20 protein-coding genes are annotated in these 20,224 nt (G+C 62.5%); 12 read left to right on the plus strand and 8 right to left on the minus strand.

Annotated elements, in window-relative coordinates; genetic code table 11:
• Positions 1-169: 169 nt before the first annotated feature.
• Both ASF77_RS23435 and ASF77_RS00005 read left to right on the plus strand, forming a co-directional pair.
• Positions 170-781 carry a DUF3885 domain-containing protein gene (locus ASF77_RS23435; RefSeq protein WP_082493473.1) on the plus strand — a complete coding sequence of 204 codons (612 nt, stop codon included), beginning with the start codon at positions 170-172 and terminating at the stop codon, positions 779-781.
• A 288-nt stretch (positions 782-1,069) separates the two neighbouring features.
• Positions 1,070-1,516 carry a hypothetical protein gene (locus ASF77_RS00005; protein WP_056332511.1) on the plus strand — a complete coding sequence of 149 codons (447 nt, stop codon included), beginning with the start codon at positions 1,070-1,072 and terminating at the stop codon, positions 1,514-1,516.
• Positions 1,517-1,598: 82 nt separating this feature from the next.
• Here the strand turns inward: ASF77_RS00005 and ASF77_RS00010 are convergent, their stop codons facing one another.
• Positions 1,599-2,138 (minus strand): ankyrin repeat domain-containing protein, encoded by a 540-nt coding sequence (locus tag ASF77_RS00010; RefSeq protein WP_056332514.1) that lies wholly within the window; start codon positions 2,136-2,138, stop codon positions 1,599-1,601.
• 210 nt (positions 2,139-2,348) lie between these two features.
• Between ASF77_RS00010 and ASF77_RS23440 the strand changes: the two genes are divergently transcribed.
• Positions 2,349-2,861, plus strand: a complete 513-nt coding sequence (locus ASF77_RS23440; RefSeq protein WP_082493474.1) for a hypothetical protein — start codon at positions 2,349-2,351, stop codon at positions 2,859-2,861.
• A gap of 118 nt (positions 2,862-2,979) precedes the next feature.
• Here ASF77_RS23440 and ASF77_RS00015 read toward each other — a convergent pair whose 3' ends face one another.
• Positions 2,980-3,366, minus strand: a complete 387-nt coding sequence (locus ASF77_RS00015) for a response regulator (protein ID WP_082493475.1) — start codon at positions 3,364-3,366, stop codon at positions 2,980-2,982.
• Between the two features lie 219 nt (positions 3,367-3,585).
• On the opposite strand from ASF77_RS00015, the gene ASF77_RS00020 reads away from it, so the two are divergent.
• Positions 3,586-4,263: a hypothetical protein gene (locus ASF77_RS00020; protein WP_156648684.1), complete on the plus strand. Its 678-nt coding sequence runs from the start codon at positions 3,586-3,588 to the stop codon at positions 4,261-4,263.
• 30 nt (positions 4,264-4,293) lie between these two features.
• On the opposite strand, the gene ASF77_RS00025 is transcribed toward ASF77_RS00020, so the two are convergent.
• Positions 4,294-4,530 (minus strand): hypothetical protein, encoded by a 237-nt coding sequence (locus ASF77_RS00025; protein ID WP_056332526.1) that lies wholly within the window; start codon positions 4,528-4,530, stop codon positions 4,294-4,296.
• A gap of 257 nt (positions 4,531-4,787) precedes the next feature.
• Between ASF77_RS00025 and ASF77_RS00030 the strand changes: the two genes are divergently transcribed.
• Positions 4,788-6,764, plus strand: coding sequence for a U32 family peptidase (locus tag ASF77_RS00030; protein WP_056332529.1), 1,977 nt, complete (start codon positions 4,788-4,790; stop codon positions 6,762-6,764).
• A gap of 6 nt (positions 6,765-6,770) precedes the next feature.
• Here the strand turns inward: ASF77_RS00030 and arfB are convergent, their stop codons facing one another.
• Entirely contained in the window at positions 6,771-7,169 is a 399-nt protein-coding gene (arfB, locus tag ASF77_RS00035) for an alternative ribosome rescue aminoacyl-tRNA hydrolase ArfB (RefSeq protein WP_056332533.1), read from the minus strand.
• Positions 7,170-7,297: 128 nt separating this feature from the next.
• Here arfB and ASF77_RS00040 point away from each other — a divergent pair, with 128 nt between their 5' ends.
• Positions 7,298-7,702 (plus strand): hypothetical protein, encoded by a 405-nt coding sequence (locus ASF77_RS00040; RefSeq protein ID WP_229445150.1) that lies wholly within the window; start codon positions 7,298-7,300, stop codon positions 7,700-7,702.
• A 198-nt stretch (positions 7,703-7,900) separates the two neighbouring features.
• Here ASF77_RS00040 and ASF77_RS00045 read toward each other — a convergent pair whose 3' ends face one another.
• Positions 7,901-8,716, minus strand: coding sequence for a DUF817 domain-containing protein (locus ASF77_RS00045; protein ID WP_200934130.1), 816 nt, complete (start codon positions 8,714-8,716; stop codon positions 7,901-7,903).
• Positions 8,717-8,890: 174 nt separating this feature from the next.
• Here ASF77_RS00045 and ASF77_RS00050 point away from each other — a divergent pair, with 174 nt between their 5' ends.
• Positions 8,891-9,439: a DUF488 family protein gene (locus tag ASF77_RS00050; RefSeq protein ID WP_056332539.1), complete on the plus strand. Its 549-nt coding sequence runs from the start codon at positions 8,891-8,893 to the stop codon at positions 9,437-9,439.
• 58 nt (positions 9,440-9,497) lie between these two features.
• Here ASF77_RS00050 and ASF77_RS00055 read toward each other — a convergent pair whose 3' ends face one another.
• On the minus strand, positions 9,498-9,770 hold the full coding sequence (locus ASF77_RS00055; protein ID WP_056332541.1) for an oxidative damage protection protein: 273 nt from the start codon (positions 9,768-9,770) through the stop codon (positions 9,498-9,500).
• A 35-nt stretch (positions 9,771-9,805) separates the two neighbouring features.
• Positions 9,806-11,119: an amino-acid N-acetyltransferase gene (gene argA, locus ASF77_RS00060; RefSeq protein WP_056332548.1), complete on the minus strand. Its 1,314-nt coding sequence runs from the start codon at positions 11,117-11,119 to the stop codon at positions 9,806-9,808.
• A 55-nt stretch (positions 11,120-11,174) separates the two neighbouring features.
• On the opposite strand from argA, the gene hrpA reads away from it, so the two are divergent.
• On the plus strand, positions 11,175-15,467 hold the full coding sequence (hrpA, locus tag ASF77_RS00065) for an ATP-dependent RNA helicase HrpA (protein WP_229445153.1): 4,293 nt from the start codon (positions 11,175-11,177) through the stop codon (positions 15,465-15,467).
• A gap of 75 nt (positions 15,468-15,542) precedes the next feature.
• Here hrpA and ASF77_RS00070 read toward each other — a convergent pair whose 3' ends face one another.
• The gene (locus ASF77_RS00070; protein WP_056332552.1) at positions 15,543-15,938 is read right to left on the minus strand and encodes a GFA family protein; all 396 of its coding nucleotides are present in this window, start codon (positions 15,936-15,938) and stop codon (positions 15,543-15,545) included.
• A gap of 211 nt (positions 15,939-16,149) precedes the next feature.
• Here ASF77_RS00070 and ASF77_RS00075 point away from each other — a divergent pair, with 211 nt between their 5' ends.
• The 4 genes from ASF77_RS00075 to ASF77_RS00090 all read left to right on the plus strand — a co-directional run bounded on the left by ASF77_RS00075 (position 16,150) and on the right by ASF77_RS00090 (position 20,129).
• Complete coding sequence (locus ASF77_RS00075; RefSeq protein WP_056332555.1) at positions 16,150-16,794, plus strand: HAD family hydrolase; 645 nt, start codon at positions 16,150-16,152, stop codon at positions 16,792-16,794.
• Between the two features lie 49 nt (positions 16,795-16,843).
• Positions 16,844-17,146 (plus strand): hypothetical protein, encoded by a 303-nt coding sequence (locus tag ASF77_RS00080; RefSeq protein ID WP_156648685.1) that lies wholly within the window; start codon positions 16,844-16,846, stop codon positions 17,144-17,146.
• Between the two features lie 134 nt (positions 17,147-17,280).
• Positions 17,281-19,443 (plus strand): protein-disulfide reductase DsbD, encoded by a 2,163-nt coding sequence (locus ASF77_RS25080; protein WP_082493476.1) that lies wholly within the window; start codon positions 17,281-17,283, stop codon positions 19,441-19,443.
• Positions 19,444-19,490: 47 nt separating this feature from the next.
• Complete coding sequence (locus tag ASF77_RS00090; RefSeq protein ID WP_200934116.1) at positions 19,491-20,129, plus strand: redoxin domain-containing protein; 639 nt, start codon at positions 19,491-19,493, stop codon at positions 20,127-20,129.
• The last annotated feature ends 95 nt before the right edge of the window (positions 20,130-20,224 follow it).

Raw genomic sequence — 20,224 nt, forward strand, 5'->3', positions numbered from 1 at the left:
TCGGCCAGAAGCAGACGTCTATGTGGTCAGCGTTGTCGAGGGCGGCGATTACTCATGAGTTTCTTTATCGGAGCACCTATGTTTAGGCAGGGATTGCCAGGAACGGTCACTGTGAGTCACGCCCTGGCCTCTTGCGCCGCCTCCTGCTKCTAAAGCAGAGAATGACCCTATGATGCTCAGAGAAAAAATTCAGGAAGCCGTCGGGGACACGTATCGATTTGGACTGTTTTACAGGTTTCCGGGAAGTCTTCGTTTTGGACTGTCAAGTGGAGGCAGTCCGCTCGACCAGGTGCTGACGGCTCTGCGCAAGGCAACCGCCGTTTGCAATGATGTGTTCATGGGAGAAGAGCAGATTCTTGTTCATCTACAGGCATTTGCATCAGCATCGCGTTTTAGCTTTCGCGAGATGCTTCGCGAGCTTCGACTGGCCGGAATCGTCATTCCAAGCGTCAGGGACGTATGGGTAGATCAAACTGACGACGATGACGACTACGGAGCTGGACATTGGGTTAGCTGCGCTTTTGAAGTCCCAGTGACCAAACTCCAAAACCTCCTTTGGTGTGCCGTCGTTACCGATTTTGGCTCATTACATCCAAATCCACATTGCCGCGTTTACCTGCTCAACTCGCACAAGGGCATTGTTTGTCACCCGTACGACGATAGGGGGATGGACGTAATTGGTCAACAGAAGTCAGCTCTAGCCGAGCTATACACGCGACATAGCGATTTGTTACTCGAGTACGACTTGGAAGTCATGCGTCAGACGTTCGAGCAACCCTAGTCTCCAACACACTATAAACGTCTGCTCTCGGTCGGAAGCGGACGTTAAGCTCTTCAAGTCAAGCTGTCTAAACTTTCCAATTTGGCAACAACTAGGGTAGACTAATCGCTTTAGTATCGTCTGCTATCGGCCAGGAGCGGACNGAAGCGGACGTTAAGCTCTTCAAGTCAAGCTGTCTAAACTTTCCAATTTGGCAACAACTAGGGTAGACTAATCGCTTTAGTATCGTCTGCTATCGGCCACAAGCGGACATACACCGAGACCATTTCACCCGTTAAGCTACTGAGAATGAACCGCTACATAGACGAACTGGGCGAGCCACATCTTCATCTTGCTGGCCTCAAGCTTTGGGTGCACGGATACCAGTATCGGAACGCGGACGACTACTGGGACGGAAATTGGCTGAACGCTACCGCGATCTGCTCTGAGAATGGTGCAACTGTGCTTGTACGGGGAGCCTTCATCCGCACGAACGAAATCTCCGATTGGCAGCATGCTGTAGACAAGCTGCTCGCGGAGATAGAGGGTGAGGCGAAACTCGCATGCATGGAGCCTGAGATTGGCGTGACGTTAAAGGCGCGGTCTCTAGGCGCAGTTGAGATGGAAGTGCAAATCACGCCGGACCAGTTAACTCAAGAACATCGATTCACCTTTTCCATCGATCAAAGCTACTTGCGTCCATTGTCATCGCAGTGTGTGCGGTTGTTGAACGACTTTCCAATACGCGGCACTTGAAGGTCCGCAATGGGTCGGAAGCGGACCTACCAGCACCTGACCTACTGTCAACCAAGTTCGTACTAAATTTGTAATCCGCTGGTTAATCTGATCTCCGGAGAGACCTACATGCGCCTGCGCTCCACAGTTCAAACATGCAGTCGGGCGTAGGCTTGCCGTGTTCGACCGCTATTCGTTTTAGGAACCCGAGCCATGCCTCTTCAGAGGCTTTGTCTGCGTCCATCGGTTGCTCTGGGAGTTCCATCATCCAGGTTTCGAGCAGGTAGTCGACCTCAGCCGCCTCATATAGAGTTTCTCCAAGACCTCGGTGTTCCAAGGCCGGATCAGCACCGGCTGTAAGGAGTATTCGTAGCGACTTCGCATCTTGAGCAAGCATGGCGGAAAATAGTGGTCCAAGGAACTCCTCGTCATCGTCAAGAAGCGTCGGATTGGCACCTGCAGCTAGCAGAATATGCAATGCAGTGTGCCGCTCCACAGGGCATTCAAAAGACTCAATAGCGACTGTAAGTGGCCGTTCGCCGTTGGGCTTTACAAATTCGTTCACGTCAGCACCGGCTTCGATTGCGGAGACGAGTCCGTGAATGTCTTGTTTCTCCAACGCTTGAAGCAATGCTGTGCTCATACGTTTCCTAACAACCACTATACCGTTGACGAAAGATCAATGGTACACCATGGTGTGTCGATGGCACTAGAGGATGTCGGTGCAGGAGTCCGCGACAGCACATGAGATTTCTTTGTTGGCAACGTGCTATGCTCGGCCGAATGACTGCAACCGGCCAGAAGCGGTCGTCGAGGGAGTAGGCGATGCGTCAAAAGATAAAGGGGATAAGAGATGCTGGAACTAAGCAGTCCACGATGGGGCGAGCTGTCCGATGCTTACGGCAGCGCTGCGAGAATTCCTGAGCTTCTTCGGCAGCTATCTGCTTTACCGAGTGATGATGGCAGTTCCGAACCGTGGTTCAGCCTATGGAGCGCCCTTGCCCATCAGGGCGACGTGTACTCGGCCTCGTTTGCAGCGGTTCCACACGTTATCGCGGCAATCGCTAGCTCACCAGAACGCGTGACTGACGTGTATTTTCACTTCCCAGCCTGGGTTGAAATCTGCCGGCACAAAAATGGTATCGATGTTCCCCATGACCTAGTAACAGACTACTTCGAATCGCTAAGCCGCATTCCTGCCCTAGCTGCGAGCGCCGGAGAAAAGCAGTGGAACGCTGCTTTTACGGCCTGTGCCTTGTCTGCTACTGCCGCGGCAAAGGGGCAACACGAGCTTGCAGAGGCGCTGCTAGTGCTGACCTCCTCGGACACCGTTGGCGAGTTCTTGGCATGGTCCTGTGACCGCTAAGGGTCGTAAGCAGACGGCAAGCCAGCTCAGCCGTCAGTCGAAAGCGGACGCTATTAAACGTCTCTATACATAGAGACAGCAAACGTCAGCCATCACCCGACCAAGGTCGATTCACCTGTCAGCAAAACCCGTGCTGGCCCAGTGCGGCCTTCAAGTTGCTCTTGAAATCGGAATAATCCAGAGACTTGTGAACGTATTCGACTGCGCCCAAGGTCGACGCGCGGGCACGGTCAACCTGCAGATCTGAATTGGACACGACGATGACGGGAATCGTCGACAGGGCGGGTTGCACGCGCATTTGCGCCAATACTTCAAACCCATCGACTTTCGGCATTTTTAGATCGAGAATGACGACATCGAACCGTTTCGACGCGAGCTGGGTGAGTCCCTCGAAACCGTCGAACGTGGCAATGATCTCGTGTTCGATGCTGCAGTCGCTCAAGGCCTGGCGTGTCAATGCAATGTCCAACATCTGATCGTCAATTAGAAGAACTATTTTTCGCATGCCTGATTGTAACAATTCAGCCCGAGCAAACCCAACCGCTGCTATCTCGTTCCAGCAAGAGTGTTGTAGCGTGCATACGTCTCACGCGGACAGTATCCACGTCAGGTCGAGCGTAGACGTCCAGGTCGAAGCATGCCGCGATAACTGAGGAAGCCGACAATGCGTCTATCGACACGGCTAACAAACGGATGCCACCTTGGTGTGCTGCTTAGAATCATCGTGGCGCTACTCCTGCTCCTCGACATCCCGCTAGCCGCAGCCCAATGGGAACCCGCAACCGAATTTACCTCGGTGCCGCTCCACAAAGGCAAGCCCATGAAGATGGAGCTGCGTTACACCTTCTCTCTCGGTTTCGACCCGGGCCAGCCACGCAAGTTTCGTTACAAGGGGGAGGGCCTGTTCGCGCGCTTCGGCGAAGACGAGGTGACGTCGGTTGCCAAGCGATTGCTGGTGCGAATGGGAGGATGGGAATCTGCCCGGCTGAACGGAGCGGATGCCCGCCGCGCTATCTATTTCGCGAACAAGCGCTTCTTTCTGGTCTCCGTCGAGCCTGCCGTGCTCGCCATGGTGCCGCACCCGTTCATACCGGCCGATTTCGTCTACTCCATCGGTAACCTGCAGAATCTGAATTGGCAAGGTCGATACAATTCGATCTTCGAGGCGGAGCGCAAGCGCGGCCTGCACAGCCTCCCTTCCAAATGGGACGAACCGGACTCATTCTGGCTCAACTATCTGGAACTGGGCAGTGTCGTTCCCGATACTGCCGGGATCGACGTGGTGTCCGAGCTGTGGAATGCGCCGGTGTCGCTCGAGGCTGCGATGGCGGATGCGCGCTGGCCGTTTCGGGCCATCCCATCCGAACGCTTTCCCGGCTACCTGGAGTTCACAGGCCGCTAGCACCGCCGCATCGGATATCGGCCGAGGCCATCAAGGCATGCTCAAATCCAGACTAAGCCTGCTGACCAGGCCGAAGATGATGAACCCCAGGGCCAGCAGCGCCAGCATGAAGATGGCGGCCGCCTTGGCCGCGCCCTGCAGCACCGCGTGCCGCTCCTGCACCTTGCCCTTCTTTCCCTGATCGTAATGCCACTTGATGGCGAAGAACATTCCCGTGCCTAGCACGAGAAGCTTGAAGGTCACGGCGACGATAGGGAACCATTCCATGTCGAGTATTTCCAGGTGAGCTGCGAACGCAGATGAGGGAGGAGAAAACGTCAGCGACTGCCAGGGGAGGATGCTTCTGCTGTACGTGCTAAGCCATTGTACTTAAAAGAAATTTCAATACAACGAGACAAAATGTCCCAGTTGAAATCCGTGCAAGACAATGGGTAGGCGATCGGATAGCTCCCCAACCTCGGCGACGATGACAGGCCGCACCCCCAAAGCTATAATCGACGGTCTTCTCCACCGAGGAATGCGCCATGTCCCTACTTGAGCACCAGCTCGAACTCCTGTCGCCTGCCAAGACCGCCGAGATCGGCCGCGAGGCGATCCTGCATGGCGCCGATGCCGTGTATATCGGCGGCCCCGCCTTCGGCGCGCGCCACAACGCCAGCAATTCCTTGGAGGAGATCGCCAGCCTGGTGCAGTTCGCGCACCGCTACCGCGCGCGCATTTTCGTGACGATGAACACGATCATGCACGACGCCGAGCTCGATCTGGCGCGCCAGCAGGTCTGGCAGCTGTACGAGGCGGGCGTCGATGCGCTCATCATCCAGGACATGGGCCTGCTCGAACTCGACCTGCCGCCGATCCAGCTGCACGCCAGCACCCAGTGCGACATCCGCACCGTGGAGAAGGCGAAGTTCCTGGGCGACGTCGGCTTCTCGCAGCTGGTGCTGGCGCGCGAACTGACGGTCGAACAGATCCGCAAGATCCGCGCCGAAGTCGACACCCCGCTCGAGTACTTCATCCATGGCGCCCTGTGCGTCGCGTTTTCGGGCCAGTGCTACATCTCGCATGCGGACACGGGCCGCAGCGCCAACCGCGGCGACTGTTCCCAGGCTTGCCGCCTGCCGTATACGCTCACCGACGGCAAGGGCGGCGTCGTCGCCTACGACAAGCACCTGCTGTCGATGAAGGACAACGATCAAAGTCGCAACCTGGAAGCGCTGATCGACGCCGGCATCCGCTCGTTCAAGATCGAAGGCCGCTACAAGGACATGGGCTATGTGAAGAACATCACGGCCCACTACCGCCTGCTGCTCGACGAGATCCTGGAACGCCGCGCTGGCTTTGTCCGCGCCGCCAGCGGTCACACGCAGATCTTCTTCACGCCCGACGTCGACAAGAACTTCAACCGCGGCCACACGGATTATTTTGCGCAGGGCCGCCAGGAAGACATCGGTGCCTTCAATTCGCCCAAGTACCTGGGCGTGGAAGTGGGCGCCGTCAGCAAGGTCGGCCTCGACCACTTCGAGATGATGACCGACGCGGCGCTGGCCAACGGCGACGGCTTGAACTACATGAACAAGCGCACCAGCGTCGGCGTCGGGGCCAACACCGTGCAGAAGTTGGGCGAAAGCGAGGAGGGCCAGCGCTGGCGCGTCTTCCCGAACGAGCCGATCAGCGCCTTGCCCGGCCTGAAGCCCGGTATCCGGATTCACCGCAATCGTGACCACCAATGGGAAGCGGCGCTCACCAAACGCTCGGCCGAGCGCAAGGTGGCGCTGCACCTGACGCTGGCGAAAAGCGAGGGCGGCCTCGCCCTGACTCTGCGCGACGAGGACGGCATCGAAAGCGTGACGCGCGCGCAGCTGGCGCTGCAAGCGGCGCACAACCTTGAACAGGCCGACGCGGCGCTGCGCACCAGCCTGACGAAACTCGGCAACACGATGTTCGAAGCCAACGGCATCGTCCTGAACCTGTCGCAGCCGTGGTTCGTCCCCGCCGCCGCCATCAACGCGCTGCGGCGCGACGCCGTGGCGGCGCACGAGGCGGCACGCTTGGCTGCGTGGGAGCGCCCGGAGCGCAAGGCGCCGGTGCAGCCGCCCGCGGTCTATCCGGCCACCCATCTGTCCTACCTCGCCAACGTCTACAACGAAAAGGCGCGCGCCTTCTATCACAAGCACGGCGTGGGCCTGATCGACGCGGCCTACGAGGCGCACCAGGAACCGGGCGAAGTGTCGCTGATGATCACCAAGCACTGCCTGCGCTTCTCGTTCAACCTGTGCCCGAAGCAGGCCAAGGGCGTGCAGGGGGTGCAGGGCCAGGTGAAGGCCGAACCGATGACGCTGACCACGGGCGAGGACACCTACACGCTGCGCTTCGACTGCAAGCCCTGCGAGATGCACGTGGTCGGCGCCATGAAGCCCGGCATCCTGCGCTCGGCGCCGCCGTCAGCCGTGCCATATGCTTCGGTGAGCCCGCTGACCTTCCATCGCCGCCGTCCGGCGTGATGCGCATTATTCGCTGACCCTGCCGCGCAAGGCCTTGATCTGCCCACTGCGCGTCTTTTCATCGAGCCGGCGCCGCTGCGAGCCGCGCGTCGGCTTGGTCGGCCGGCGCACGGCCTGCACCTCAGAGGCCTGCGCGACCAGCGCCTGCAGGCGTCCGAGCGCGTCTTCCTTGTTCTGCTCCAGGCTGCGCGACTGCTGGGCTTTCAGCACCAGCACGCCCTCGCGCGTGATGCGGGTGTCGCGCATGGCCAGCAGGCGCTCCTTCACCCAGGCGGGCAGGGAGGAAGCGGCGATGTCGAAACGCGCATGCACCGCGCACGACACCTTGTTGACGTTCTGGCCGCCGGGGCCCTGGGCGCGGATGGCGATGAATTCGACCTCGTGGGGATTGATCTCGGGTGTCACTGTGCTTCCATTTATTCGGGCCCTCCATCATGCCGGAAAAAGATGTGTTTTTGTAACAACTGTAACGTGTGGCCTGTATTGTCGGAAAGGTGTAATCTGAGCATAACAATTTGATAAGGAGAACCACCATGAACAAGACTACCATTTCCGCCCTGATGCTTGCCGTTGCCGTCCTCGCCACTGGTTGCAAGAAAGACGCCGATCCATCGACGGGCCCAGCCCAGGAAGCCGGCGCAGCGATCGACAACACCGCTGCCAACGCCGCTCAGGAAACGAAAGAAGCTGCTGCTGCCGTGGGCAACGCCACCGAGCGCGCCGCCGAAAACGTCGAGCAGGGTGCCGAGAAGGCCGCCGCAAATGTCGATGCCGCCGCTGACCGCGCTGCCGCCAACATGAAGGAAGCCGGCGCCGAGATCCGCCAGGAATCGAAAGAAGCCGCTGCCGAAGTCAAGGAAGGCGCCGCCAACGTGACCGACAAGGCCGGCAAGGGCCTGGAGCGCGCCGGCGAGAAGATGCAGGACGCCTCGAAGTAATTCGTCAGCGAGTCCGAGCATACATCGGACAGCCGCATCGGCTGTCCACCGCAACCCGCAGCCGCAAGGTGCGCGGGTGTTGTCGTTGGCGCTACTGCAGCACGAATCGGATCACGCGCGTGACGAGGAAGAGCACGAGCAGGGCGATCAGCACCCATTTCGCGATCGTGTAAGCCTTGCTGCGCGGTTTTTTCATGTTCATGCCTCGGCGATGTGGATCTTGCTCTTGATGTGCTTGAGGCTGGCCACGATCGTGAACGTCATGATCACCAGCAGCGACCATGAGCTCCATTTGCTGATGTGGACGATCGACCAGGCGCCCAACTGGTTCGGATAACGCCACACGCCCCAGAAGGTACCCATATTTTCGGCCAGCCAGATGAAGAAGCCGATCAGCACGAAACCCAGCATCAGCGGCATTTGCCGGTCGCGGTCGAGCGGGCGGTAGATGACGACGGTGCGCGAATACAGGCCCAGCGCGCAGGCGGCCAGGTACCAGCGGTAGTCGCCGATGTAGTGGTGGGTGAAGAAGTTGGCGTAGATGAGGATCGCGATCGTGGCGGCCATCCAGTAGGGCGGATGGTGGCGGATGCGCAGGTCGAACATGCGCCAGGCCTGCACGATATAGCTGCCGACCGAGGCGTACATGAAGCCGGCGAACAGCGGCACGCCGAAGATCTTGGTGTAGGCGAAATCAGGGTAGCTCCAGGACTGGATGCTGCCCGACACCTTGAAGGCCTCCAGCGCAAAGCCGACCACGTGGAACAGGCAGACCGCCTTCAGTTCGTCCCAGGTTTCGAGCTTGGCGTAGACCATCCAGAACTGGATGCCGAGCGCGACGAGCAGCAACAGGTCGTAGCGCGGAATGCCTAACAGGCCGGCGCGCGGCATCACCAGCACGGTGGCCATGAAGGTGAAGACGAACAGGCAGGAACGCGCGTTCTTGAAGCCGAAGTAGAGGAACTCGACCAGGCCGCGGCGCAGGCTCGTCAAATCGCGCGGGCGGTCGTCCATCAGCAGGTTGTCGAAGGCGGCGAGCTTGTTCATGGGTGATGGAGGCGGGTAGAGGACGCCTTCATTTTACGACGAGCTCCGCGGCGCCGGTCGAATCTCATCCGCGCGAGAATACGATTTCGCGATTTCGCGATTTCGCGATTTCGCGCATGCAGGCCCCCTTGGAGTTGTACAGTGAACACGGACCTCGTCTGCACCATCGGCCATTCGAACCGGCCGATCGAGGAATTCATCGATTTGCTGCGTCAAAACGACGTCGCCTGCGTGCTCGACATCCGCACGGTGCCCAAGTCGCGCCATAACCCGCAGTTCGGCCAGGACGCGCTGCCCGTCTCGCTGGCGGCGGCCGGCATCGGCTACCGCCAGATCCCGGGCCTGGGCGGCCTGCGCAAGCCATTGAAGGATTCGCCCAACAGCGGCTGGCGCAACACCTCGTTTCGCGGCTATGCCGACTACATGCAGACCGAGGCTTTTCGCGAAAACGTGGAGCAGGTGGTAGCGCTGGCGGGCGAGATGCGCTGCGCGCTGATGTGCGCCGAATCCGTGCCCTGGCGCTGCCACCGCTCGATGGTGGCCGATGCGCTGCTGGTGCGCGGCATTCCGGTCGAGCACATCATCAATCCGGGCAAGCGGCGGCCGGCCAGGCTGACGCCGTTCGCGCAGGTCGTGGGGGAGAAGATCGTGTACCCGCCGGAAGCGAAAGCGGAAAACGAGGCTGACTAGAAGACTTGCTGTGATGCGGACGGACGGGCAGGACGCCCGTCCGGAAGGGAAGAAACGCTTACGCCGTCGGCGGCACGTAGCCGGCGACCTGGTCGGCGCCTTCGCCGAAGAAGTACTTTTCCATCTGCTGCGCCAGGTACTTGCGCGCGCGGTCGTCGGTGCCGTTCAGGCGGTTCTCGTTGACCAGCATGGTCTGGTGCTTGAGCCAGCCCTGCCAGGCTTCCTTCGACACCGACATGTACAATTTTTTGCCCATTTCGCCGGGAACCGGCGGGAAGTCCAGCCCTTCGGCTTCCTTGTTCAGTTTGATGCAGTGGACGGTGCGGGCCATGTGTGCTCCTGATTCGGTATGAAATAAAACAGCGATTATAAAGTCTTGATGAAAACCTGTGACTTGCGCTGCCAGTTATACATGTGCTGGCGGTCCTTCGGCAGGTCGTCCACGGTCGCCGGCTGGAAGCCGCGCTTCTTGAACCAGTGCGCGGTGCGCGTGGTCAGCACGAACAGTTTCGTCAGACCGGCGGCGCGCGCGCGGTTTTCCATGTGCTTCAGGATGCGTTCGCCGTCGCCCTGCGCCTGCACGTCCGGGTTCACGGTAAGGCAGGCCATCTCGCCCATCTTCGATTCCGGGAACGGGTACAGCGCGGCGCAGCCGAAGATGACGCCGTCGTGCTCGATGACCGAGAACTGGTCGATCTCGCGTTCGATCAGCTCGCGGCCGCGGTACACCAGCGTGCCGTCGGCTTCCAATGGCTCGATCAGCTTGATAATTCCGCCGACGTCCTCAATTGTGGCCTGGCGCAGGCTCTCCAGATTCTCGTGGCTGATCATGGTGCCCACGCCGTCGTGGGTGAACAGCTCGAGCAGGGCCGAGCCGTCCATCTCGAAAGGCACGATGTGGGCGCGGTCGACGCCGCTGTTGCAGGCCTTGATTGCGTGGCGCAGGTAGAAGGCGGCGTCCGGCGGTAAAAAATTCGCCTGCAGCACGGCCTCGGCCTGGTGCGAGGACAGCTCGCGGATCTCGGTGCCGGCGGCGTCCGACATCATCGGCGTCTCGGTAATGTAGATCAGCTTGTCGGCGTGGAGGGCGATCGCGGCGGCCGCGGCCACGTCTTCCATCGTCAGGTTGAATACTTCGCCAGTCGGCGAGAAGCCCAGCGGCGAGAGCAGCACCAGGTTGTCTTCGGTCTGCAGGATCGGCGCGATTTTCTCGTGCGAGATCTTGCGCGTCACACCCGTCAGTTCGTAATCGACGCCGTCGATCACGCCCAGCGGACGGGCGACGACGAAGTTACCGGAGACGATGCTGATCTGGGCGTTCGACATCGGCGTGTTCGGCAAACCCTGGCTGAACGCGGCTTCGATATCGAGGCGCAGTTCGCCGGCCGCTTCCTTGGCGCATTCCATGGCCGCGGTGTCGGTGATGCGCACGCCGTTGTGGAAGCGTCCCTCGACGTTACGCAGCGCGAGCTGCTCGGCCACCTGCGGCCGCGAACCGTGCACCAGCACGATGCGGATGCCGAGTGCGACGAGCAGGGACAGGTCTTGCGCCAGCACCGGCAGGGCGCCGGCAGCCACCAGTTCGCCGGGAAAAGCGACGACAAACGTCTTGCCGCCAAAGGCATGAATATACGGCGCGACAGAGCGCAGCCACTGGACGAATTGGGTAGGGTTTTCCATTTGCCGCATTATAATTCGCTGCGCGACTTGCGCACCAAATACCTCGTAAAAATCAATGTCTGAACAGAGTAACAAGCCTAAGCCGGACACGGCGCGCGCAGCAGTCCCGACCAGTCATGACACGCAGTCGCGCGCACGCGGAGAATTGCGTGCGCCGCTGACGCAGACGCCGGAGCTGCAGGTGAAACGCGAGCGCCGCCATGCTGGCGAGGGTGAGCCGCGCGGGCAAGGGCGCCAGCAGCCGCAAGGCGAGCGCACCCCGGGCGAACGCGCACAGCGCGCACCGCGGCCGCAGGGCGAGCGCAGCGCGCGTCCGCAAGGCGAGGCCGATGCCGCACCGCGCGAACGCAAGCCGCGCGACGAGTCGAAAGCGCCGCGTGACGAATCCAAAGCGCCTCGCGCCCCGCGCGTGCAGACGCCGCTACCGCCGATCACCTATCCGGAAGACCTGCCGGTATCGGGCCGGCGCGAGGAGATCGCCAAGGCCCTGGTCGAGAACCAGGTCATCATCGTCTCCGGCGAAACCGGCTCCGGCAAGACCACGCAGCTGCCGAAGATCTGCCTGCAGCTGGGCCGCGGCGAGAAGGGCCTGATCGGCCACACGCAGCCGCGCCGTATCGCCGCGTCTTCCACCGCGAAACGCATCGCGCAGGAGATCGGCACGCCGCTGGGCGAACACGTCGGCTACAAGGTGCGCTTCAACGACACGCTGCAGCCGGGCGCTTCGATCAAGCTGATGACCGACGGTATCCTGCTGGCCGAAACCCAGACCGACCCGCTGCTCAAGGCCTACGACACGATCATCATCGACGAGGCCCACGAACGCAGCCTGAACATCGACTTCCTGCTCGGCTACCTGAAGCAGCTGCTGCCGCGCCGTCCCGACCTCAAGGTGATCATCACCTCGGCGACGATCGACGCCGAACGCTTCGCGCGCCACTTTGCACGCCAGGACGGCAAGCCGGCGCCCGTGATCGAGGTCTCGGGCCGCCTGTACAAGGTCGAGATCCGCTATCGTCCGGTCGACCGCGATCCGGTTGTCGCAGGTACTGGAAGCGGCGGCGTCGACAACAAGCCCGCCCAAGGTGGGAAAAAACCAGCGCAGCAGGCGCGCGAAAAGCGCGACCTGATGGACGCCGTGGTCGACGGCGTCGATGAGTTGTGCCGCCTGGGGCAGGGCGACGTGCTGGTCTTCCTGCCGGGCGAGCGCGAGATCCGCGACTGCGCCGAAGCGCTGCGCAAGCACCATCCGCCGCATGTCGAGATCCTGCCGCTGTTCGCGCGCCTGTCCGTGGAGGAGCAGGATCGCGTCTTCCGCACCACCAACGCGCGCCGCATCGTGCTGGCCACGAACGTGGCCGAGACCTCGCTGACCGTGCCCGGCATCCGCTACGTGGTGGACGCCGGTCTCGCGCGCGTAAAACGCTACAGCTTCCGCAACAAGGTCGAGCAGCTGCAGGTGGAACCGATCGCGCAGTCGGCCGCGAACCAGCGTGCCGGCCGTTGCGGCCGCGTGGCCGACGGCGTCTGCATCCGCCTGTACGAAGAAGACGATTTCAATCAGCGCCCGAAGTTCACCGACCCGGAGATCCTGCGCTCTTCGCTGGCCGCCGTCATCCTGCGCATGAAGTCGCTGCACCTGACGGACGTCGAGACCTTCCCCTTCATCGAGCCGCCGCAAGGCCGCGCGATCGCCGACGGCTACCAACTGCTGCAGGAAGTGGGCGCGGTCGACGATGCCAACGAACTCACGCCCCTGGGCCGCAAGCTCGCGCGCCTGCCGCTCGACCCGCGCGTGGGCCGCATGATCCTCGCCTCGCTCGACAACAACTGCCTCTCCGAGATGCTGATCATCGCCTCGGCCCTGTCGGTGCAGGATCCGCGCGACCGGCCGATGGAGTTCCAGCAGCAGGCCGACGAGAAGCACAAGAAATTCGCCGACGAGAAGTCCGAGTTCCTCAGCTTTATCAAAATCTGGAACTGGTTCGAGGACGCGATCGAACACAAGAAGAGCAACCGCCTGCTGCAGGAAAACTGCCGCGCCAACTTCCTGTCGCAGGTGCGCCTGCGCGAGTGGCGCGACGTGCATTCGCAACTGCTCACCATCGTGCGCGAGCAGGGCTGGCGCCTGAACGAATCGCCGGCCACCTACGACCAGCTGCACCTGGCGCTGCTGACCGGCCTGCTCGGGAACATCGGCTTCAAGGCCGAGGACGAACCGGGCGGCGCCTATCTCGGCGCGCGCGGCATCAAGTTCCACATCTGGCCGGGCTCCTCGCTGACCAAGAAGCCGGGCCGCTGGATCATGGCGGCCGAACTGGTCGAGACCACGCGTTTGTACGCGCGCTGCATCGCGCAGATCCAGCCCGAGTGGGTGGAGAAGGTCGGCGCGCACCTCCTGAAAAAATCCTGGGGCGAGCCGCGCTGGGAAAAGAAGCCGGCGCAGGTGTCCGCGCTGGAGCGCGCCACCCTGTACGGCATCGTCGTCTACAGCGGCCGCCGCATCAACCACGCGCTGCACAACCCGTACGAAGCGCGCGAGATCTTCATCCGCGACGCGCTGGTGGCGGGCGACTACGAAACGCGCCAGCCCTTCTATGCGCACAACCACAAGCTGGTGAAGGAGATCGAGAACCTCGAACACAAATCGCGGCGCCAGGACGTGCTGGTGGACGACCAGCTGATCGCCGCCTTTTACGACGCCGAGATCCCGAAGGACGTGGTCAACGGCGCCGGCTTCGAGAAGTGGTACAAGGACGCATCGCGCGACAACCCCAAGCTCTTGTACCTGAACCGCGAAGAGCTGATGCGCCACGAGGCGGCCGGCGTCACCACCGAGCTGTTCCCGAAGACGATGAACGTCACCGGCATCGAGATGGGCCTCTCGTACCACTTCGAGCCGGGCAGTCCCCGCGACGGCGTGACCTTGTCGGTGCCGCTGTTCGCGCTGAACCAGATCCCGCAAGAGCGCGCGGCCTGGCTGGTGCCGGGCATGCTCAAGGAACGCGTGCACCTGATGCTGAAGTCCTTGCCGCAAAAGCTGCGCCGCCACTGCGTGCCGCTGCCGGACTACGCGGCGCGTTTCGTGGAACGCATCCATGCGGCGAATGCCTTCGGGCGCGGCGACCTGGTCGACGTGCTGATCGCGGACGTGCGTGCGGAAACGGGCGTGAACGTGTTGACGGGCGACTTCAAGCTCGAAACGCTGCCGACCCACCTGTTCATGAATTTCAAGATCATCGACGAGAACGGCCGCCAGCTCGAGATGGGGCGCAATCTCGCCAGCCTGCAGGCCGAACTGGGCAGGCAGGCGCGCGAGAGCTTCCAGCGGATGGCGGAAGCGACGCCGGCCGCAGTTGGCAGCTTGGGCAACGTGCGCAGCGCCGTGGCCACGCCCGCGGCCTGGGGCGGCGGCAAGGGCAAGGCGCCGGTCACGCCGCCGCCCGCCGCGCAGGACAAAGGCGCCGCGCCGGCGCCAAAGGCCGCGGCGCCCGCCGTCAGCCAGCACACCAATCTCACCAGCTGGACCTTCGGCGAGCTGCCCGAACTCCTCGAGATTAACCAGGGCAAGCTGACCCTGATCGGCTTCCCGGCCCTGGTCGACAAGGGCACGCACTGCGACCTCGAGGTCTTCGACGACCCGAACGTGGCCGCGCGCACCCACCGCATCGGCCTGCGCCGCCTGTTCGCGCTGCAGCTGAAGGATCAACTGAAATTCGCCGAGAAGAACATCCCCGGCCTACAGGGGATGGGCATGCAGTTCATGACGGTCGGCTCGCAGGAAGAGCTGCGCGACCAGATCGTGCAGAAGGCGATCGACATCGCCTGCCTGCAGGATCCGTTGCCGACGGATGCCGCCTCCTTCAACAAGCGCAAGGACGAAGGCAAGGGCCGCATCGGTTTGCTCATCAACGAGATCGCGCGCCTGGTGGGGTCGATCCTCTCCGAGTTCCACGGCATGCCCAAGCGCCTGAAAGGCCTGCCGCCCGCGGTCGGCACCGACATGCAGGAGCAACTGGCGGGACTGGTGCACAAGCGCTTCATCGCCGACAACGAGTACAGCCAGCTGGCGCACTTCCCGCGTTATTTGAAAGCGATGAACGTACGCCTGGAAAAACTGCGCGGCAATCCCTCGCGCGACGCGCAGCTGATGGCCGACTGGCAGAATGCCGCCAGCCAGTGGCAGCGCGTCTCCAAGCAGCCGGGCAAGGTCAACGATCCGCGCATGACGGAGTACCGCTGGATGCTGGAAGAGCTGCGCGTCTCGCTGTTCGCCCAGGAGCTGCGCACGCCGATGCCGGTGTCGGCCAAGCGGCTGCAGAAGGTGTGGGAGTCGATGATCCGCTGACTTCCAGGACAAAAAGGCCGTCCGCGGTGACCGGGCGGCCTTTTTAATTCAGCCTTGGCCGCGCATCGTCATCGATCAAGCCGGCGGATTTTCCGGGAATTGGGGCGCCGCATCGCAGATGTCGTACCAGGCCGGCTTGTCGCTGACGAACATGTGGAAGCCGTTGGCGATGCTTAAATCGTCATCGAAGCAATTGGCCGCAATCGGAAACGAAGCACTCGTCGACGTCGGCTCGCCGAGCGAGGTGCCGCACTGCGCGCAGAAGCAGCGGTTGTATCGGTAGGGCGGCTCCGGTTTGTAGGTGACGATGGTGTCCGCACCCGCAACGAGCGTAAACGCATCGCGCTCGACGAACACGAGTGCGCTCGCGCCCACCTTGCGGCAGCGCGTGCAGTGACAGGTGCCCATCATCGACGGTGCGCGCGACAGGGTAAATCGAACGGCACCACAGCAGCAGCTTCCGTTGAACATCGTTGTCCCATCGGTGGTTGTATTGACGTTATTTTAACGTAGTGGTTTTGATAATGGTGCGTTGTGGTGTTTCCAGATAACATCGCTGCGATGACGCTGAACTGGCTATCCAGCGACCGGTGAAAGAACGCTGACGAGTTCAACGAGTGAAGGTGATAAGCCACACTTGTAGAAAATGGTTGAAAACGAACGGCATAGGCTTTGAGAACATATGGAGAAATTGGATAGCAGCGCCGTGAAAGCCATCCTGTTCGACGTGTATGGCACCCTCGTCGAGATTGGCGATAAACGTGCGCCGTTTCGTCAGCTGATTCAGATCGGCGCGGGCCAGGGCCGCAAGCCCAGCGCCCAAGACGCCGCCATCATCATGGGCCGGGCTGTCGGATTGCAGGAAACCGCCAACCTGCTGGGAATTCGCTTGACCGATGCGGATCGCGCTCATCTGGAAAGCGAGCTGGCGACCGAAATTGCGTCGATCACGCCATTTACGGACACGTTGCCGGTGCTTCATGAATTAAAAAGCCGCGGCTTCAAACTGGGACTATGTTCGAATCTTGCGCTTGATTATGCGGCGCCGGTCACGTCGTCGCTGCCGATCACGCTCGATGCTTATGTCTGGAGTTTCGACGCGGCGGCAATCAAGCCGGATTCGCGCATTTACGAGCGGGCGTGTCGGCAGCTGGGCTGTGCACCGGGCGAGGTACTGATGGTCGGGGATACGGTCGAAGCCGATGTCGATGGGCCGCGCGCATTCGGGATGCAGGCGCTTTTGCTGGATCGGAAAGGGCGCTCCAGCACGGGAGATGCGATTGCGTCCTTGTCTGAACTATGCGGCCTCGTCTCGCAATCAGCGTGAGCGTGCTGCAAGACGTCAATTAACAAGGATGGCGATGGGCAGAGGCGGATTGGACGAATACGAAGCATGGCTCGATACGCTCGACGCCCGATTTCTTATCGGGGGCGAGGAAATCCAGGCGAACTTTGACGTGCCAATGGCGGTCGCTCTACGCGATTGCAATGACGTCGCGGGCATGTTGAAGTGCGCGCTGCGATTGCGGGAGGCTTTCCTGGCCAATGCAGCGCATCTTCCGCTCGAATACCTGACCAAACGATTCGTTCGGCTCGCCATCCAGGGCAATCGCCTTTCCGTTTCCAGCGCAAAAGTCATAAGCCAGTTTCCGGAAGCGTGGAATCTTGGCAGCAAGTAAGTGCGCTCCTCCTTGCGACCCGTTACCGAGCGGCCGCCACTGTCCATACACTTCGTTACCAAGCCATTTCACTCAAGCTTGCGCCGGCGTGTTAATTTTGCATGAGACTGCCGACTCTCCTTATCGACACGCCCATGCGCCCATCCCTCCGACCTGACGTCCGCATCGACTGGCACAAGCTGAACGCCATGCTGGCGTTCGCGTTGATCCTGCTGATCCCGGCGCTTGCCTTCGCCGCGGAGAGCAAGGTGCAGCGCAGTCCGCGCGCCACGGTGTCGCTGGTGAGCGAATACGCGGCCGTCAGCCCGGGGCAGAAGCTGCGCATCGGCCTGCGCCAGCGCCTGGCGCCGCATTGGCACACCTACTGGAAGAACCCTGGCGACGCGGGCTCGCCGCCGAATATCGACTTCACCTTGCCGCCCGGCGCCAGCGTCGGCGAGATCGTCTGGCCGGGGCCGGATCGCTTCATCATCGGGCCGGTGGCCAGCTACGGCTACGAGAACGAGATCGTCTTCCCGATGACCCTGACGGTGCCGCAGGACGCGCGGCCCGGCAGCCAGCTGGTCATCGAGGCGGCTGCCGACTGGGTGGTCTGCGAGAAGGAATGCATTCCGGAGGAGGGGAAGTTTCGTTTAACTTTGCCGGTGGAAGGGAGCGCGCGGCCGGCCGGCGCCGACGTGGGCGCGGCCTTCGCGATTGCCGATGCGCGCCAGCCGCAGGCGGCGCCGTGGAAGGCGTCGGTCAGCGATGGCGGGTCGGCGCTGCGGATGCGCGTCGCGGGCGAGGGCATCTCTGGGCAGTCGGTGCGCGCGGCCCTGTACTTCCCGGAGCGCTGGGGCGTGGTCGACCACGTCGCCGAACAAACCCTGAAGGTGGAAGGAGGCGCGTTGACCCTGACGCTGCCGAAGGGGCAGGGCTATACGCCGGCGCCGTCGGCGGGTCTGCTGGCGCTCACCGATGGCGGCGGCCAGAAGCGCTGGTTTGCGCTCGACCTGGCGCCCGCCGGTGCGCCTTCGGCCGATGCCGCCGCGGCGGCGGAAGCACCCGCCAGCCTGCCGCTGTGGCAGATGGCCGCCTTTGCCTTCCTCGGCGGCCTGATCCTGAACCTGATGCCCTGCGTGTTCCCGGTGCTGGCGATCAAGGCGACCGCGGTGGCCGGCATGTCTGGCGGCGACCGGCGCGCGGTGCGCATGTCCGGCGTGTTCTATACCCTGGGTGTGCTGGCTGCGTTCATGACGCTGGCGCTGGCCTTGCTGGCGGTGCGCGCGGGCGGCAGCGCGGTCGGCTGGGGCTTCCAGTTCCAGTCGCCGCTGTTCGTGGCGGCCATGTGCTGGTTGATGCTGGCGATCGGCCTGAACTTGTCCGGCGTGTTCGAGGTCGGCGGTTCGCTCGCCGGTGCAGGGCAGGGCCTGGCCGAGCGCCAGGGCCACGCCGGCAGCTTCTTCACCGGCCTGCTGGCCGTGGTGGTGGCGACGCCCTGCACGGCGCCCTTCATGGGCGCGGCGATCGGCTCGGCGCTGGTGGCGCCGTGGTTCGTCAGCCTCGTCGTGTTCGCGATGATGGGCCTCGGTTTGGCGCTGCCTTTCCTCCTGCTCGGGATCTTCCCGGCGGTGGCGCAGCGCCTGCCGCGGCCCGGCTTGTGGATGGTGAGACTGCGCCAGGCCATGGCTTTTCCGATGTATGCCACCGCCGCCTGGCTGCTGTGGGTCGTGGCCCAGCAGGCGGGCGAAGTGGGCCTGCGCCTGGCGCTGGCGGGCACCGTGCTGGTCGGGCTGGTGGCCTGGCTGGTTGGCCTGAACCACCATGGCGCGAAGCGCGCGTGGTGGCCGCGCGGCATGGCGCTGCTCGCGCTGGCGGGACTGGCCGGCCTGATGGCGAATCTGTACCGCACCGAGCCGGCGCCAGCGTCCACCAGCGTGCAGGCGCAGAACGTGGAACCCTACAGCGCCGAGCGGCTTGCCAGCCTGCGCGCCGCCGGCAAGCCGGTGTTCGTCAACATGACGGCCGCCTGGTGCATCACCTGCCTCGTCAACGAGCGCACGACGCTCTCGACCGCCGCCGTGCAGCAGGCCATGGGAGCGCACAAGGTGGTCTACATGAAGGGCGACTGGACGAATCGCGATCCGGCCATCACGGCCTTCCTGCGCTCGTTCGGGCGCGACGGCCTGCCGTTCTACGTGTTCTATGCGCCGGGCAAGGAGCCGGCGGTTCTGCCGCCGGTGCTGACGCAGGCGATCCTGACCGAGGCATTCGAGCAGCAAGCAGGTAACAAGACAGCAGTGGTAGCCAAGCAGTAGCGTCGTTTTCACCGAACTCTCAACCGCGTTTTTTCAAGGAGGACTTCATGAACCGTTTCCCACGCCGCGCCATGCTGCGCATGACTGCACTGGCCGCCCTGGCCGGCGCCAGCTTCACGTTCGCCGCACCGGCGCTGGCCGCAGCCACGGTCGGCCAGCCCGCGCCGGCCTTCACGGCGGTCGATAGCAAGGGGCAGCAGCACAAGCTGGCCGACCTGAAGGGCAAGGTCGTCGTGCTGGAGTGGACGAACAACGACTGCCCCTACGTGAAGAAGCACTACGGCGCCTCGAACATGCAGAATCTGCAGAAGCAGGCGAAGGGGGCAGGCGTGGTGTGGCTGAGCGTGATCTCGTCGGCGCCGGGCGAGCAGGGCCACGTCACCGGCGCCAAGGCCGACGAACTGACGGCCAGCCGCAATGCGCAGCCGACGGCGGTGCTGCTCGACCCGCAAGGTGAGATCGGCCGGGCTTACGACGCGCGCACCACGCCGCACATGTACGTGATCGACGCCAAGGGCATCCTGCGCTACGCCGGCGGCATCGACAGCATCGCCTCGGCCAAACCGGCCGATATCGAAAAGGCCGATCCGTATTTCAAGACCGCGCTGGAATCGGTGCTGAAGGGCGAGAACGTCGCCCAGGCGACGACGCGGCCGTATGGCTGCGCCGTGAAGTACAAGACCTGATGCTGCAGTGAGCTCCGAAAGCGGAGTTTAAATACTCCGTTTTCGGAAAGAGATGAGTTGCTTCCCCGGCTCCGGAGCATGCGCGGCCGGCGCAG

It is taken from the genome of Massilia sp. Leaf139 (assembly GCF_001424165.1).
Lineage (GTDB): Bacteria > Pseudomonadota > Gammaproteobacteria > Burkholderiales > Burkholderiaceae_D > Telluria.